Annotated in this window: 14 protein-coding genes and 1 riboswitch; of the genes, 11 read left to right on the forward strand and 3 right to left on the reverse strand. The window is 33.6% G+C overall.

Going from position 1 to position 15,225, the window contains the following annotated elements; translation table 11 throughout:
* Positions 1 to 28: 28 nt before the first annotated feature.
* Positions 29 to 361, reverse strand: coding sequence for an RNA-binding protein (locus tag IPJ23_14115; GenBank protein MBK7631811.1), 333 nt, complete (start codon positions 359 to 361; stop codon positions 29 to 31).
* A gap of 250 nt (positions 362 to 611) precedes the next feature.
* Positions 612 to 4,304 carry a methionine synthase gene (metH, locus tag IPJ23_14120; protein MBK7631812.1) on the reverse strand — a complete coding sequence of 1,231 codons (3,693 nt, stop codon included), beginning with the start codon at positions 4,302 to 4,304 and terminating at the stop codon, positions 612 to 614.
* 62 nt (positions 4,305 to 4,366) lie between these two features.
* Positions 4,367 to 4,484: riboswitch (SAM riboswitch) on the reverse strand.
* Positions 4,485 to 4,644: 160 nt separating this feature from the next.
* Between metH and rfaD the strand changes: the two genes are divergently transcribed.
* On the forward strand, positions 4,645 to 5,619 hold the full coding sequence (rfaD, locus tag IPJ23_14125; protein ID MBK7631813.1) for an ADP-glyceromanno-heptose 6-epimerase: 975 nt from the start codon (positions 4,645 to 4,647) through the stop codon (positions 5,617 to 5,619).
* 73 nt (positions 5,620 to 5,692) lie between these two features.
* On the opposite strand, the gene IPJ23_14130 is transcribed toward rfaD, so the two are convergent.
* The gene (locus IPJ23_14130; GenBank protein ID MBK7631814.1) at positions 5,693 to 5,980 is read right to left on the reverse strand and encodes a hypothetical protein; all 288 of its coding nucleotides are present in this window, start codon (positions 5,978 to 5,980) and stop codon (positions 5,693 to 5,695) included.
* Positions 5,981 to 6,186: 206 nt separating this feature from the next.
* Between IPJ23_14130 and IPJ23_14135 the strand changes: the two genes are divergently transcribed.
* The 10 genes from IPJ23_14135 to IPJ23_14180 all read left to right on the forward strand — a co-directional run bounded on the left by IPJ23_14135 (position 6,187) and on the right by IPJ23_14180 (position 15,050).
* Positions 6,187 to 6,651, forward strand: coding sequence for an 8-oxo-dGTP diphosphatase (locus tag IPJ23_14135; GenBank protein MBK7631815.1), 465 nt, complete (start codon positions 6,187 to 6,189; stop codon positions 6,649 to 6,651).
* Between the two features lie 202 nt (positions 6,652 to 6,853).
* Complete coding sequence (locus IPJ23_14140) at positions 6,854 to 7,747, forward strand: metallophosphoesterase (GenBank protein ID MBK7631816.1); 894 nt, start codon at positions 6,854 to 6,856, stop codon at positions 7,745 to 7,747.
* A 227-nt stretch (positions 7,748 to 7,974) separates the two neighbouring features.
* The gene (locus IPJ23_14145; protein ID MBK7631817.1) at positions 7,975 to 8,475 is read left to right on the forward strand and encodes a rubrerythrin family protein; all 501 of its coding nucleotides are present in this window, start codon (positions 7,975 to 7,977) and stop codon (positions 8,473 to 8,475) included.
* A gap of 65 nt (positions 8,476 to 8,540) precedes the next feature.
* Positions 8,541 to 9,617, forward strand: coding sequence for an OmpA family protein (locus IPJ23_14150; protein ID MBK7631818.1), 1,077 nt, complete (start codon positions 8,541 to 8,543; stop codon positions 9,615 to 9,617).
* A gap of 36 nt (positions 9,618 to 9,653) precedes the next feature.
* The gene (locus IPJ23_14155) at positions 9,654 to 10,730 is read left to right on the forward strand and encodes an OmpA family protein (GenBank protein MBK7631819.1); all 1,077 of its coding nucleotides are present in this window, start codon (positions 9,654 to 9,656) and stop codon (positions 10,728 to 10,730) included.
* 52 nt (positions 10,731 to 10,782) lie between these two features.
* Positions 10,783 to 11,763: a hypothetical protein gene (locus tag IPJ23_14160; protein MBK7631820.1), complete on the forward strand. Its 981-nt coding sequence runs from the start codon at positions 10,783 to 10,785 to the stop codon at positions 11,761 to 11,763.
* Positions 11,764 to 11,812: 49 nt separating this feature from the next.
* Complete coding sequence (locus tag IPJ23_14165) at positions 11,813 to 12,745, forward strand: hypothetical protein (GenBank protein MBK7631821.1); 933 nt, start codon at positions 11,813 to 11,815, stop codon at positions 12,743 to 12,745.
* A gap of 46 nt (positions 12,746 to 12,791) precedes the next feature.
* Positions 12,792 to 13,196, forward strand: a complete 405-nt coding sequence (locus IPJ23_14170; protein MBK7631822.1) for a hypothetical protein — start codon at positions 12,792 to 12,794, stop codon at positions 13,194 to 13,196.
* Positions 13,193 to 14,248 (forward strand): hypothetical protein, encoded by a 1,056-nt coding sequence (locus IPJ23_14175; protein ID MBK7631823.1) that lies wholly within the window; start codon positions 13,193 to 13,195, stop codon positions 14,246 to 14,248. The genes IPJ23_14170 and IPJ23_14175 overlap by 4 nt, the downstream gene beginning before the upstream one ends.
* Positions 14,205 to 15,050: a hypothetical protein gene (locus tag IPJ23_14180; protein ID MBK7631824.1), complete on the forward strand. Its 846-nt coding sequence runs from the start codon at positions 14,205 to 14,207 to the stop codon at positions 15,048 to 15,050. The genes IPJ23_14175 and IPJ23_14180 overlap by 44 nt, the downstream gene beginning before the upstream one ends.
* The last annotated feature ends 175 nt before the right edge of the window (positions 15,051 to 15,225 follow it).

Here is a 15,225-nt window from a genome sequence, read left to right on the forward strand (position 1 = left end):
AAAAACTTAAACCGGCTCTATAAAGATTTTAATATCTGCGTCTGTTATTTTGTCCGCCGCCGCTTCCGCCTGATCGGCCACCACCGCCACCGCCGCCATTAAAGCGTTTTCTGCTGTCAGTTTTAGGGCGAGCTTCGTTTACTACAAGTTTTTTACCCTTAACTTCTTTAGTGTTTAATCCGTTAATCGCTTTTTGTGCATCTGCAAGCCCAGGCATTTCAACAAATCCAAATCCTTTAGTCTGCTGCGAAAACATATCGCGAATAATTTTAACTTCTTTTACCTGTCCGAACTCTGAAAAAAGATTATTTAAATCTTCTTCAGTAACATCGTTTGACAAATTGCCAACGAAGATATTCATAGTAACTCCTGATAATTATAAAAAAAATATTAATAACAAGAGGGCATATTGTTTATGCGGCTCTTTTTCCTGTGGATTAAAAATAGAACGACTTTTTGTGGTATGACTTCAAAATTTTAATCAGGCAATTGAAAGATAGTTTAATTAATTCTGGCAAACAACTCAGCAATTGAGCCTAGACCAAGACAGAATTAGAGGTCACATTATCTGACATTAATCTAATTTTGTTTGATTAAAAGCAGAAAACAACTTAATAAGCTAAAATCGGGCTTAGCCATTTTTCAAGTTCTTCAACACTCATTCCTTTGCGTTTGTGATAATCAAGTACCTGATCCTGCTCAATTTTTCCAACACTAAAATACTTTGATTCGGAATGAGAGAAATATAATCCGCTTACACTTGCTGCCGGGTACATTGCCATACTTTCGGTTAGTTTGATTCCCGTATTTTTTTCAACATCAAGCAAAGAAAAGATAATTGGCTTTTCTGTGTGATCGGGTTGAGCTGGATAACCGGGAGCCGGGCGGATCCCCACATAATTTTCTTTTATTAGTTCTTGGTTTGAGAATTTTTCATCAGTTGCATATCCCCAATATTCTTTTCTAACAAGTTCATGAAGATGCTCAGCAAAAGCTTCTGCCAATCTATCTGCAATTGCTTTAACCATAATGCTGTTATAATCATCGTGCTCCTTTTCAAATTTTTCTACAATCTTTTCGATTCCAACTCCAGCTGTTACGGCAAACATACCTATATAATCTTCTATCCCAGATTCTTTTGGTGCGATAAAATCTGCCAGGGCAACATTGGGTTCCCTTTGTGATTTTTGAATTTGCTGCCTCATCGTGTGTAGAACTCTTTTAACTCCTTTTCGGGATTCATCAGAATAAACTTCAATGTCATCAAAACCAATTGAGTTTGCAGGAAACAATCCAACCACTCCGTTTGCTGTAAGAAGTTTTTCAGAAATTATCTTATCCAAAAGTGTATTAGCGTCATCAAAAAGTTTTTTAGCTTCTGTTCCAACAGTTTTATCTTCAAATATTGTTGGATATTTTCCTTTAAGTTCCCAGGTAGTAAAGAATGGTGTCCAATCAATATAATCGCGCAAAGTAGCAAGATTTAAATCGTTAAGAATTGTTATGCCTAGCTTATTGGGTTTTTTGATTTCCGTTTTTTCCCAATTAATATTTAATTTGTTCTGTCTTGCTTTTTCCAAAGAAATATAATTTTTATCTGATTTGCGTTTAGAGTAATCGTCTCGTAATTGTATATACTCATCTTTAAAAGATTGAATATACTTTTCTCTCTCAATGGCGTTTTCATTTAAAAGATTTGATACTACGGGAACACTTCGTGAAGCATCTAAAACATGAATAACTGGACCGCTATAATTTGGAGAAATCTTTACAGCAGTATGAATTCTAGAAGTTGTTGCCCCACCAATTAATAATGGAATATTCATTCCGCGTCTTTCCATTTCTTTTGCAACGTGAACCATTTCATCGAGTGAAGGGGTTATAAGTCCGCTTAAACCAATTGCATCAACTTTTTCATCTATGGCTGTTTGCAGAATTTTTTCAGTATGAACCATTACGCCAAGATCTATTACATTATAATTGTTACAGCCAAGAACAACGCCAACAATGTTTTTCCCAATATCATGAACATCCCCCTTAACGGTTGCCATCAAAACTTTTCCTTGTTCTCGTGTGCTTTTGTTTTTTTCTTTCTCCGCTTCGATATAGGGGATTAATATAGCAACAGCCTTCTTCATTACTCTTGCACTTTTAACGACCTGCGGCAAAAACATTTTTCCAGCTCCGAACAAATCACCAACCACACTCATGCCAGCCATTAAAGGTCCCTCAATAATTTCTATAGGCTGAGAATACTGTTTTCTAATTTCTTCAACATCTACATCAATAAAATCTACAGTTCCTTTTATAAGCGCGTGTTTTAATCTCTCTTCAACTGATGTCTTACGCCAGTCTTCTGCTTTTTCTTCAACCTTATCTTTCTTTTTAATTGTTTCGGCAAATTCAATTAGTCGTTCTGTTGCATCGGGTTTTCTATTAAATATAACGTCTTCAACTTTTTCTAAAAGCGATTTTGGAATCTCTTCATAAACCTCTAGCTGACCTGCATTAACAATTCCCATATCCATTCCAGCTTTTATGGCATGGAAAAGAAATGCTGAATGCATTGCTTCACGAACAGTATCGTTTCCTCTAAAAGAAAAAGAAAGATTACTCACTCCGCCGCTGATTTTTGCAAGAGGTAAATTTTGTTTTATCCATCTTGCGACTTCAAGATAATCAACGGCATAGTTGCTATGTTCTTCAATTCCAGTTGCAATAGCGAGGATATTTGGGTCAAAAATTATGTCCTGCGGAGGAAAACCAATTTCTTGTGTTAAAATTTTATATGCTCGAGCGCAAATTTCTTTACGTCTATCCAAAGTATCGGCTTGTCCTTTTTCATCAAACGCCATTACGATAACGGCGGCTCCATAACTTAAAACTTTTCTTGCATGCTCTCTAAAAACTTCTTCGCCCTCTTTAAGTGAAATTGAATTTACAATTCCTTTTCCCTGCAGGCATTTTAATCCAGCTTCGATTACACTCCATTTGGAAGAATCAATCATAATTGGAAGCTTTGCAATATCTGGCTCTGCTTCAAGTAAATTAATAAACTTGGTCATAGCTGCTTCAGAATCCAGCATGCCCTCATCCATATTTATATCTAAAACTTGTGCGCCGCCTTCAACTTGGTCTCTAGCAACAGACAGAGCTTCATCGTAGTTGTTTTCTTTAATAAGTCGAGCAAACTTTTTTGATCCTGTTACATTTGTACGTTCACCGATATTCATAAAATTTGAATCTGGGCGCAGCACAACTGGTTCAAGTCCACTTAAGCGCAAATAAGGTTCTTGCGTTTTGGGAATTCTTGGTTTATAATTTTTTACAATTTGTGAGATTTCTTTTATGTGTTCCGGCGTTGTACCGCAGCATCCGCCAACAACATTTACAAAACCACTTTTAAGAAAATCTTCTAACACGCTTGCCATTGTTTGTGGAGTTTCATCATATCCACCCATTTCATTCGGCAAGCCAGCGTTTGGATAAACAGATAAAAACTTGTCTGAAACATTTGAAAGATCTTCTACAAATGGACGCATTTGTTTTGCGCCAAGCGCACAATTTAAACCAACACTAACAAGGTTTTTTGCATGGGATACCGCTGTATAAAAGGCTTCAATAGTTTGTCCTGATAATGTTCTTCCGCTTTGATCTACGATAGTACCGGAAAGCATCACAGGAATATCTAGTGATCTTTGTGTTATTAATTTTTCAACCCCAAAGATTGCGGCTTTTGCATTTAGCGTATCAAAAATTGTTTCTATAAGAATTATATCTGCGCCGCCGTCAGTTAAGCCGCGTGCAGCTTCATAGTATGCCTCTGCAACTTCGTCAAAAGTTACTGCGCGGTAACCCGGATCGTTAACGTTTGGAGAAAGCGAAAGCGTTTTGTTTGTTGGTCCTAAAGCCCCGGCAACAAATCTTGGTTTATCTGGAAATTTTTTATTGAATTCATCTGCAACTTCTTTAGCAATTTTTGCTGATTCAAAATTCAGTTCATACACAAGAGATTGCATATTATAATCAGCTTGAGATATAACAGTTGAATTAAAAGTATTTGTTTCAACAATATCCGCACCTGCAGCAAAGTATTCTCTGTGAATTCCTTTTATAATTTCAGGCTGCGTTATAGAAAGTAAATCGTTGTTGCCTTTTAAATCGGATGGGTAATCTTTAAAACGCTCACCACGAAAATCTTTCTCCGTTAATTTGTGGCGTTGGATCATTGTGCCCATCGCGCCATCGATAACAAGAATTCGTTCCGACAATAACTTTTTTAATTTTTTAACTGTTGCTTTCATATAACCTCTTTAAAATAAAAAAACCTCTAACAATGAAATGAAGAGGTGTTTAACGAATCTCCATCTCATCTTCCCCCGATAATAACTCGAGGCAGGATTTAGCACCCGACGTTTAGAATAAATCTAAACCGGCTGCTACGGCATCTGCGGGCCTGTTCCCTACGCCGTTCTTGATAAGAATTACAATTTTAAAAGAACTATTAATATCTGTTGTAAATATATAAATTATAATTCCATTGTCAATGAGACTAATATCAAACGAAAACCTTAAGCTACATATCTTTAAAACTCGATTAAATATGGCTAAATTGCTCTATCTAAAAAACAAAGGATTTTTGTTATGATAGTTGTTACAGGCGGTGCCGGGTTTATCGGAAGTGCAATTGTTTGGAAATTAAATCAGCTTGGGAAAAGCAATATTATAATTGTTGATGAACTTGGTAAAGATGAGAAATGGAAAAATCTGGTTGGATTACAGTACGAAGATTTTATACACAAACATGATTTTATTGAACAAATTTTGGATGATATAATTCCTTATAATGTTGAAGCAATTATACACATGGGCGCAAATTCTTCTACAACAGAAAAAGATGCTGACCACTTAATGAATAATAATTTTCACTACACAAAAGAGCTTGCTAAATATTGTGTTGAAAAAAATATTCGGTTTATTTATGCATCTTCTGCAGCAACTTATGGCGATGGCAATCTAGGTTTTGATGATGATGAAAATAAAATTGAAACATTGCGTCCATTAAATATGTATGGTTACTCAAAGCAACTTTTTGATATGTGGGCAAAACGAAATAAAGTTTTGGATAAAATTGTTGGTATAAAATATTTTAATGTTTATGGACCAAACGAATATCATAAAAATGATATGCGTTCGGTTGTGCATAAGGCTTTTGAACAAGCTAGAGGTACTGGGAAAGTGAAATTATTTAAATCTCTAAATCCTGATTACAGAGATGGCGAACAAAAACGCGATTTTATCTATGTTAAAGATGCTGTTGATATGACTTTATATTTTTTAGATAAACCCGATACAAATGGAATTTATAATGTTGGTGCAGGAAAAGCTAGAACGTGGAATGATCTTGTAACAACTTTATTTAATGCTATTGGAATACCTGTTAACATAGAATATATTGATTTGCCACCACATCTTGCAGCAAAGTACCAATATTATACGGAAGCAGATCTTACTAAGATAAGATCTGCGGGATACACAAAAGCAACAACATCATTAGAGGTTGGAGTTACTGATTATGTTAAAAACTATCTTTTAAAAAATACTTTTTTGGGATATTGAATAGGGTTTAAAACATGAGTGAGATTTTTAATTGTTATTAATCAAATAAAAATCTCACTCTAAAAAGTTAGCTTTAATTAAAGGGAGGTTCGTCCTCGTCATCAAAAAGGTCATCTTCATCTAATTCATCTATTTCAAATTCATCTTCTAAATCATCCTTGCTTTTGGGTTCATCATCAAACAAATCATCGTCTTCTTCTTCTTCGTCATCGTCATAATAATCGTCTTTCTCTTCTTCATCGTCGTCAAAATCATCGTCTTCATCTTTCTTTTTTTTCTTTGCAGCAAAAAAAGCTTCTGAAACAAATAAATATTCTTCACTAATCACAATAGAGTTTTCAATTTCGTCAGTTGTTTGCATATTTAACTCTTTTGATTCCATTATAAATTTTCTCCGATAAAACTTAATAATTACATATGTTAATTTATATGTGTATGATAAATCTGCAAATAGAAAAATAAAAATCTTTAAAATATTTTTTTCTAAATTATTATCGATTAGAACTTAAATTGGTTTAGTATATTTTGCAATAGCATAAATTTTTAGAGGAAAAATCAGGACACCATATGAAACTTGCCACACTTTGTTATGTAATGGATAATAAAACAGAATCAACATTAATGATTCATCGTGTAAAAAAACAAAACGATTATCACGAAGGAAAATGGAATGGCCTAGGCGGTAAATTTGAACAAGGTGAGTCACCCGAAGATTGCGCAATTAGAGAAATTGAAGAAGAGTGCGGATTAAGAGTCAAGTCCATTACAATGAAAGGATTTATAACTTTTCCAATGTTTGATGGAAAAGAAGATTGGTATGTTTTTCTTTTTATTGCTAATGATTTTGAAGGTAATTTGATTGATTCCCCGGAAGGAAATCTTGCATGGATAGAAAACAAGAAATTAACAGAGTTAAATCTTTGGGATGGCGATAAAATATTTATTCCCTGGTTATTTGAAGATAAATTCTTCAGCGCAAAGTTTATTTATGAAAATGGAAAGTACGTTAATCACGATGTTAGTTTTTATTGATGCAATATATAAGAATTTCTATACGTGTGTTTAAGATTATAAACAAACTTCACGTAATCGGTTATTTTTATTATTTTCTATGCGCAAAGTCTTATTTTTTGTTGGACTATAAACGGTAAAAGTAAGAAAATAATTTAAATATTTTGTGTTTCGGTAAATAAAGAGTTAAAAACAATACTGGTTTACTGGAATTTAATCATAAATGAAAATAATATATACTTCTGATTTACATGTCGATATTTCTGAGAATAATAATAAAATCATAGATTATTTGGTAGATTATGTAATTGAAAATAAACCCGATATTTTTATTATTGCTGGTGATTTAGCAAATACATCAAATGAAATTGATAAATCGCTGTATCGGTTTAAATCAATTAACTGCAGAAAAGTATTTATTCCCGGGAATCATGATCTTTGGATTGAATCAAAGAGTAAATTAAAAGATGGCTTTGATAGCTCATATAAATATGAAATTGAATTACCAACAATATGCTCAAATAATGATTTTATCTATCCTGTAAAAGAGCCATTTATTTTTGAAAATATGGCTATAATTGGAACTGTTGGCTGGTATGATTATTCTTTACGAGATAAAAGATTAGATACCAAATATCAAATAAGTGATTATGATATTGGTGAATTTGGAAACATGTATTGGAGTGATTTCAATTCCTCTATTTGGCTTGTTGATAGAAAAAATTCTGATTGGAAAATTCGTAAAAAAAAAATGAAAAATCATGAAATTTTTCAAAAAGTATTCAATCAGTTCAATGAGGTCTATTATAAATTACCTTCCTCTATTAATAATATCATTTTAGTGATGCATACAGCACCACATCAAAATTGTATTATAAGAAAAGAACAACCCGATCCTTTCGACGCATATGAAGGTAGTGATAAATACTTAGAATTTATAGAGAAAAATATTACTGATCGAAATGTATTGTTGGTCTGTGGACACAAACATAAAAAATTGGATATTAAAATCAATTCCCAAATACGAATATTAAGAGCACCTTTTGGGTATTTAAACTATGATATTGAAAATCTAAATCAATTATTTCTTGATAAAATTGGGCATATTAGTGTATAACTACGATCCGTAATGCCTATAACATAGGCTAACCGCTACGCTTCGGCCCACGGCACATTGGCTCCGGGAGTATACCCTCCACCAACGTTGTTTAGCCAAGGAGCGTTAAAGCTTATGTCTTTTTCGTCTAATTCTTCATTTACTCTTCATTAATACTTTCCTAAGTTTGTAACAGAAATTCTAATACATATATATTCTATAATTTGTTTATTCAAGGGAGATAGATCATGCCAACTACAAAAGAAAACCTCAAAGAAGCTTTCGCTGGCGAAAGTCAGGCCAACCAAAAATATCGTGCATTTGCAAAAAAAGCTGAACGCGATGGATTTCCAAACATAGCAAAACTTTTTAATACTGCAGCCGAAGCAGAAAGAATTCATGCAGAAGGGCATCTTGGCGCATTAGATGGAATTGGTTCGACTGTTGAAAATATTAAAGCAGCAATTGATGGGGAAACTTATGAATATACTTCGATGTATCCTCCAATGCTTGCACAAGCCGAAACCGATAATCACAAAGCTAAAAGAATGTTTAAGTATGCCGTTGAAGCAGAAGATGTTCATGCGCAGCTTTATAAACTTGCACTTGCCGCCGCCGAACAAGGGAAAGATTTAGACGTAACAGATTTTTATCTGTGTCCTGTTTGCGGACATATTGAGTTTGGAAAGCCAGAAAACAATTGTCCTATTTGCGGAACATTGGCCTCTAAATATGTAAAGGTGGATTAAGTAATTCAACTGGTTCCCTGAAAAAACGTTATTATCAAAATATTAGAAAACAAAGGAAGTGTATTATGAAAAAGCTATTCTTGGGTTCTCTTGTTTTGTTTGTTTTCTCATTTCTCTTCGCATTAAATCTAAATGCACAAGAAACCAGCACAATAACATCCAAGTATGATTTTATACCCGGAGAGAACGTCATTTTCTATGATGATTTTACCGGAGAAAGCATTGGCGATTTTCCAATCCAATGGAATACAACTGGTTCCGGTGAGGTTGTAACCACCACAGTTTCAGAGGGCAGATGGTTCAACATCACAAATGCAAAAGGAATAACTACGCTTGATTCACCTGTAGAATTACCAGAAAACTATACTATAGAATTTGATGTTATTCCGCATAAAGATGCAAAGAATAACAGCACTAACTTTAATTTTTATTTGTTGAGCACTTCAAAACCAAAGGATTTAATATACGGTTTGGCAAGGCCCGGAGATGCTGGAGTAAAATTCAGTTTTGAATACAACAACTATTGCAAAGCATACTATAATGATAAAGGCAAAACCCCCGATATATCAGGAAAAGAAGATGAGCCAAAGTTAAAAGCTGAAAATAAATATAGAGTTTCTATTTGGGTCCAGAAGCAAAGGATAAGACTTTATATAGGTGAAGAAAAGCTTTTTGATCTTCCCAAAGCAATTTCAAAAGATTTCAAGTACAATATGATTCGTTTTTCGGATGGCACGCCCATGATCAGCAATGTTCGGATTGCAACAGGCTTGCCGGATATGCGAAGCAAGCTTCTCACTGAAGGAAAGCTAATTAGTTACGGAATTTATTTTGATGTAAACAAAGACATTGTAAAACCGGAGTCTTATCCTTCGATAAAAGAGATTGCTGCGATTCTAAAAGATAACCCTGATGTAAAAATTAAAATTGTTGGTCACACTGATTCTGATGGCGATGACGAATCAAATTTAGATTTATCAAAACGAAGAGCCGCTTCTGTTAAAAATGTTTTAGTAAAAGAATTTGGAATTGATGTCGCTAGAATCGAAACTGATGGCAAGGGTAAAAGCGAGCCAGTTGCAAAAAATGATTCAGCTGTAAACAAAGCTCTTAACAGGAGAGTTGAGTTTATAAAATTGTAAATAAAAAACATTTAATTCATGTAAAAGGGTTATATAATGAAAAATTTATTGTTCATTTCCGTGGTTCTGATTTTCTTGTGTGGTTTTATTTCAAGCTTAACGATTGCACAAGATGGCAACAAAATAAATTCTAAATACGATTTCATTCCAGGAGAAAAAGTTATTTTCTACGATGACTTTAGCACAGAAACAGTTGGCGATTTTCCTGTTCAATGGAATACAAATGGTAGCGGTGAAATTGTAACAGCAAGTAATTATGAGGGCAGATGGTTTCAAATAACAAAGGGCGGATATTACATTCCTTACACAAAAGAAGACTTTACAGATAACTTTACTGTTGAGTTTGATATTGTTCCAACCAATATTGTGGGTTCTGAAGCAATCGTTGGAATTGACTTCTTTTTCTTATCTGGAGATGCGGATAATCCTGGTTACGGCGGACAGCCCGGACAAGCAGGTTTCAAAATGAAACCGGATTATGACGTTGTATTCTGGAATAATTGGTCTGAAGCACGCGAATGGCAGGGCGATAATGGTCAGGTTGCTTTTACATTTAATGCAGATGAAAAATATCATCTTTCTTTCTGGGTGCAAAAACAGCGAGTTAGGGTTTATGTAAATGAAAACAAAATATTAGATGTTCCTAAAGGTTTACAGGCAAATTACAAATACAACATTTTCCGTATAGAAACGACAGACGATGCTAACCCAATTATAAGTAATTTTAGAATAGCTGCAGGCTTGCCGGATATGAGAAACAAATTAATAACCGAAGGTAAATTAATTTCTTACGGTATTACGTTCGATGTTAATTCAGATAAAATTAAACCCGAATCTTTTGCAACAATTAAAGAAATTGCACAGGTGTTAAAAGATAATCCAGCTGTAAAAATTAAAGTTGTTGGTCATACCGATTCTGATGGTGATGACAAATCAAATCTTGATCTTTCAAAACGCCGTGCAGCATCTGTAAAAAATTCTTTAGTAAAAGATTTTTCAATTGATGAAACCAGAATTGAAACTGACGGCAAGGGCGAATCTGAACCAATAGCAAAAAATGATTCTGGTGTTAACAAAGCAAAGAACAGAAGAGTTGAGTTTATTAAACTATAACATTCTGGAACTTTAATTTTTAAACCAAATATTTAATTCTAGAAAGATTATGATGAAAATTTTTGCACAAATCGGATTTGTACTAATCTTTTTGTTTACCAATCGTATATATGCTCAATCCGATTATGTTGAGGCATATTATACTATTACTGTAAATGATTCAACAACACATCCTTATCCCGATAAAAAAGACCCTGAATATGAAATAAGTATAACCCAAGTATCAGGTTTTATGAGTGCAGAGATCATGAAAAGTAGGGTGGAAAGATATGTCAATAATCCCAAAACCAGAAAAGAATGCGATCCATTGGATCATTGTCCAGTTCTAAAGGGGTATTCACATATTGAAAAGTATGAAAATGCCGATTTTTCAAAACCCTCTTTTGAAAAAAAATATCCTGTAATGGTTATTAAACAAAATAAATCAATGGGTTATAAGTACGACAAAAAAGGAAATGAAATTTTTACATGTACCTATATTTCATCTAGCTCAGGTAGTAATGAATTGGATAGAGTGGTGGTAGAAGTTAAATCTTTTATGGCACCCTTTGGTATTTTACAGCCGCTCAATCCTTCCTATGTAATATGGATAGAACCTACAGGTGGTCTTTACAATTCTACTGGAAATGGAGAAGCGTATTCATGGGATGACTTTGAAAGTAAACTTATGCCATATGATACACCAAGCAATATAGATTTTTCAAACGTTACTTTCGTTCCCGATCATAATTTATCTAAATCTGAAAATTGTACTCCATTATTGATTACTGATTATAAACCATTTGACACATTTATGTTGAAGGGTTCTGATAAAAAATACACCATTGAATCTATAGGAAGCTATTATAGTAAAAACGAAAGTGATGCTGGTGAATATTTTAGAAAAATTGAAATAAAACTCATTTTAAACCAACCCTATATTGAATTGGCGCCTTTGGATCCGGTGATTCATGATGAAAATGGAATGCCTGAGCTGGCACCCCTCGAACCCTATAATCCAGAGTTGGCGCCATTGGAGCCTATAAAGAAATAACTAATCCAACAGAAGTACAAGTTGTTTTAAACAAAAAAGAATATTAAAAATGCTTTCAAATCAAATAAAAATTTTAGTTTTGTGTTTTTTATTGTCTTCAATAATTTTTCCACAAAGTGGAAATCGATTTCTGTCTGAAAAACCCGGCAAGTGGTCTGTTAAAAGCAGCTTGAATAATCTTCCTAAAAAAGATAAAGCTAATTTTGAGAACAATTTAATTTCTGTTGCAGAAAGGTTTCATAAGAATTTAAAAATGCTGGCAGAGCCAAAGGGATTTGATCTGCCAATAACTTTTAACAGTATCTGGGATGAAGAATATAAAACTAGAGACTATAATTTTGCATATAGATGTGAGATGGATTTTGCATTTCAGTTATTCATTGTTGAGAATGAAAAAGAAACAAAATGGACAATAGAGCCACCGCATTACGAAATCGATATTAATAATACGGAAGCCGGACATGGAAATAATTTTGATATCGGTGAGTTAAAAGGTTTGTTTGCCGTTTTTCCTCTTGTAAAAGAGATTGCACCGGGAGTGAGATTATATGGAGACGGCAATTTAATAGTTTTTAATTCCAGCCGACCCGAGTTCTGGATTCCATTAACCGTAAGAGAAGTTGTTAATGCAAAGCTGACGGCTTATGCTAAGGAAGATAAATCGCTCTATGATTTTATTAAACCATTGGTTGATAAAATGACTGAAGAGGAGCTTAATGCGCCAGCCTATTACGGCAGTGATGATGCTATTTTAAATGTTAATGGAAAACAAGATGGTCTTCAAATAATGCGGTTTAATAAAGATTATTGGGATCAATCTTTGCCAAAGACATCAATTCAGTTTATTAGAATGTGGTATCGCCCGGCAAATGAATTTAACATGGAAGAGCACATTAAAAACAATGGTCACCCGCATTATGGACAATTGCTTATGAACGAACTTCCACTGAAAGAGTTGGGTTCATTAATTCAAAAAAAATAGATTCAAGGGTGTGGACCACTTAGAAAGTGAGTCCCAAAAAATTATTATGAAAAACACATACGCACATATTCTATGGTGGTTCGCATTTCCTTTTGTAGCAATTTTTAATGCAACCTTACGTGAGCTTATTTACAAAAAACCATTAGGAGATTTGGCGGCTCACCAAATTTCAACAGCAACCGGAGTTATTTTATTTGGAATAATATTTTACTTCATCTTCCGTAAATGGAAAATAGAATCTATAAAACACGCGGTTCTTGTTGGCTTAATCTGGCTTGGTTTAACAATTCTATTTGAGTTTGGATTTGGTCATTACATAATGGGTAATTCCTGGCAAAAACTTTTCCACGATTACAATCTTGCAGAAGGCAGAGTCTGGAGTTTATTTTTGGTGTGGATAACAATAGCGCCTTTTATTTTTTATAAAACATCTATTCGCAGAAAAATTTGATAAAAAAAACACTTGTTGTATTACTTTTCTTTACCGCAGGATTCGTTTCTCTATTTACTTTATCTTGCTCAAACAATTCCAATAAAAACGTTTCTCTCGGAGTTTATTTTTGGAAAACCAAATTTGAGTTATCCAACAAAGAATTAAATTGGCTAAAGGAAACTAAAATTAAAAAACTTTATGTGAGGTTTTTTGATGTTGATTGGAATCCAATCATAAGCGCGGCAGTTCCCGTTGGCGACGTAACGATTGAGACAAAAAAAGTTGATGGCGTTGAAATAATTCCTGTTGTGTTTATAACAAACAGAACGCTTATTAATATCCCAGATTCTCTCGTTACCGAATTATCACAAAACATTCATAAAAAAATATTTGGCAAACTTGCTGTTTTTGATAAAACAACAATTAAAGAACTACAACTTGATTGCGATTGGACAGAAACAACTAGAGAAAAGTATTTTAATCTTATTACTCAAATCAGACAGCTAACCGAAAAAGACAAGATAGAATTGACGGCGACTATAAGATTGCATCAGGTAAAGTTTTTTACCCAAACTGGTGTTCCACCTATTAAACGCGGGATGTTGATGTTTTACAATATGTCTGATGTTTCTGATATGAGAACAAGAAACTCTATTTATGATAAAGACGTTGCCAAAAGATATTTGGTAAACTTTGATAAATATCCACTTGATCTTGATGTCGTTCTGCCTGCATTTAGCTGGGCTTGCTGGTTCCGAAATGGTAAATTAAAAAATCTTATCAATGATCTTAGAACTAGCGAGGTAGAAAATAATCCGAACTTTGTAAAAGAAAATAAAAATATTTATCGTGCTATTAAAGAATGTTCTTTAAAAGGTAATTATATTTTAATCGGAGATTATCTTCGCACAGAAGAAACTGATTTTGAAACAACACTTAACGCGGCAGAATTAATTGCTCCGCATATTAAAAACAAAAAATTTAATGTTTCTATCTATCACCTTAATGGGGAGGTTATAAAAAACTATGATAAAGATAAGCTTGAAAATATTGTTGGTTGCTTTAATTAGCAGCTTTGTTCTTTTCTTTAATTCGGATAACTCAAGAGGATGCGGACCTTATTATGATGAATATGACAATTATTATAAAATATTTGAAGCTTCGCTTTTTGATATCAATTATCTAAAACCGTTTTTTCTCTCAGACTATATATTTAATGATGTCGATGAGGATGGAAGTATCGGTCCACGATTCGATAACCTGAAAGAATGGTTACTGTATTTTGATAATAAGCCGTCTATTGACGACGTTGAAAAATTTATTTATGCTACAAAAAAAAATGATTTAGAAATTTTATCTGATGAATCTTCCAAAGTAAGTGAACTGTGGAAATCAAATTCTGTTTTACTTTATGCAGATAAAAACAAATTAATTTTGGCTTTAGAATATTTAAAATACGCCAAGCTGTGTGAACCTTTTGTTGCCTATTCTGATAAATGGGAAGAACCCAAAAAAGACTCGGTTGTAATGGATGGATTACTTAATACCGCTATAGATTTATATAATAAATCAAACAGTTCTTTTTTTAAAGAAAGGTATGCTTATCAGGCAATAAGATTGGCCCATTATTCAAAGCAGTATATAAAAACTTTAAACTTGTTTGATAAATATTTTGGTAAACAAAAAACAGGAAGCTATCTCTGGTCCTTCGGGCATTATGCTGGTGCAACCAAGTCTTTAGGCAACACAGCAAAATCAAACGTTCTATTTGCTAGACTATTTGATACTTGCCCAAGCAGGAGCAGACAAGCGCTGATTAGCTTCAAGTTTGATTGGGACTCCTTGCTTACGGAAACAATAAAATTATATTAACCCTGATTATGACAATGGTTATTACCGCAGTGATTCTTCTCTATATAAAATTGTTACAAAAATCGCTGACGAAAATAAAACTCAAAAAACTTATCTGTGGAATTTTGCCGCAGGATATGTTTCTGCCTTACAAGGTCATCCGCAAGATGCAGAAAAATATTTTTTTGAAGCTAAA

It is taken from the genome of Ignavibacteriales bacterium (assembly GCA_016709765.1).
Classification (GTDB): Bacteria; Bacteroidota; Ignavibacteria; order Ignavibacteriales; family Ignavibacteriaceae; genus IGN3.

Coding starts and splice junctions, on each gene's coding strand:
- IPJ23_14115 (MBK7631811.1), bottom strand. CDS start 361: ATGAATATCTTCGTTGGCAATTTGTCAAACGATGTTACTGAAGAAGAT.
- metH (MBK7631812.1), bottom strand. CDS start 4,304: ATGAAAGCAACAGTTAAAAAATTAAAAAAGTTATTGTCGGAACGAATT.
- rfaD (MBK7631813.1), top strand. CDS start 4,645: ATGATAGTTGTTACAGGCGGTGCCGGGTTTATCGGAAGTGCAATTGTT.
- IPJ23_14130 (MBK7631814.1), bottom strand. CDS start 5,980: ATGCAAACAACTGACGAAATTGAAAACTCTATTGTGATTAGTGAAGAA.
- IPJ23_14135 (MBK7631815.1), top strand. CDS start 6,187: ATGAAACTTGCCACACTTTGTTATGTAATGGATAATAAAACAGAATCA.
- IPJ23_14140 (MBK7631816.1), top strand. CDS start 6,854: ATGAAAATAATATATACTTCTGATTTACATGTCGATATTTCTGAGAAT.
- IPJ23_14145 (MBK7631817.1), top strand. CDS start 7,975: ATGCCAACTACAAAAGAAAACCTCAAAGAAGCTTTCGCTGGCGAAAGT.
- IPJ23_14150 (MBK7631818.1), top strand. CDS start 8,541: ATGAAAAAGCTATTCTTGGGTTCTCTTGTTTTGTTTGTTTTCTCATTT.
- IPJ23_14155 (MBK7631819.1), top strand. CDS start 9,654: ATGAAAAATTTATTGTTCATTTCCGTGGTTCTGATTTTCTTGTGTGGT.
- IPJ23_14160 (MBK7631820.1), top strand. CDS start 10,783: ATGAAAATTTTTGCACAAATCGGATTTGTACTAATCTTTTTGTTTACC.
- IPJ23_14165 (MBK7631821.1), top strand. CDS start 11,813: ATGCTTTCAAATCAAATAAAAATTTTAGTTTTGTGTTTTTTATTGTCT.
- IPJ23_14170 (MBK7631822.1), top strand. CDS start 12,792: ATGAAAAACACATACGCACATATTCTATGGTGGTTCGCATTTCCTTTT.
- IPJ23_14180 (MBK7631824.1), top strand. CDS start 14,205: ATGATAAAGATAAGCTTGAAAATATTGTTGGTTGCTTTAATTAGCAGC.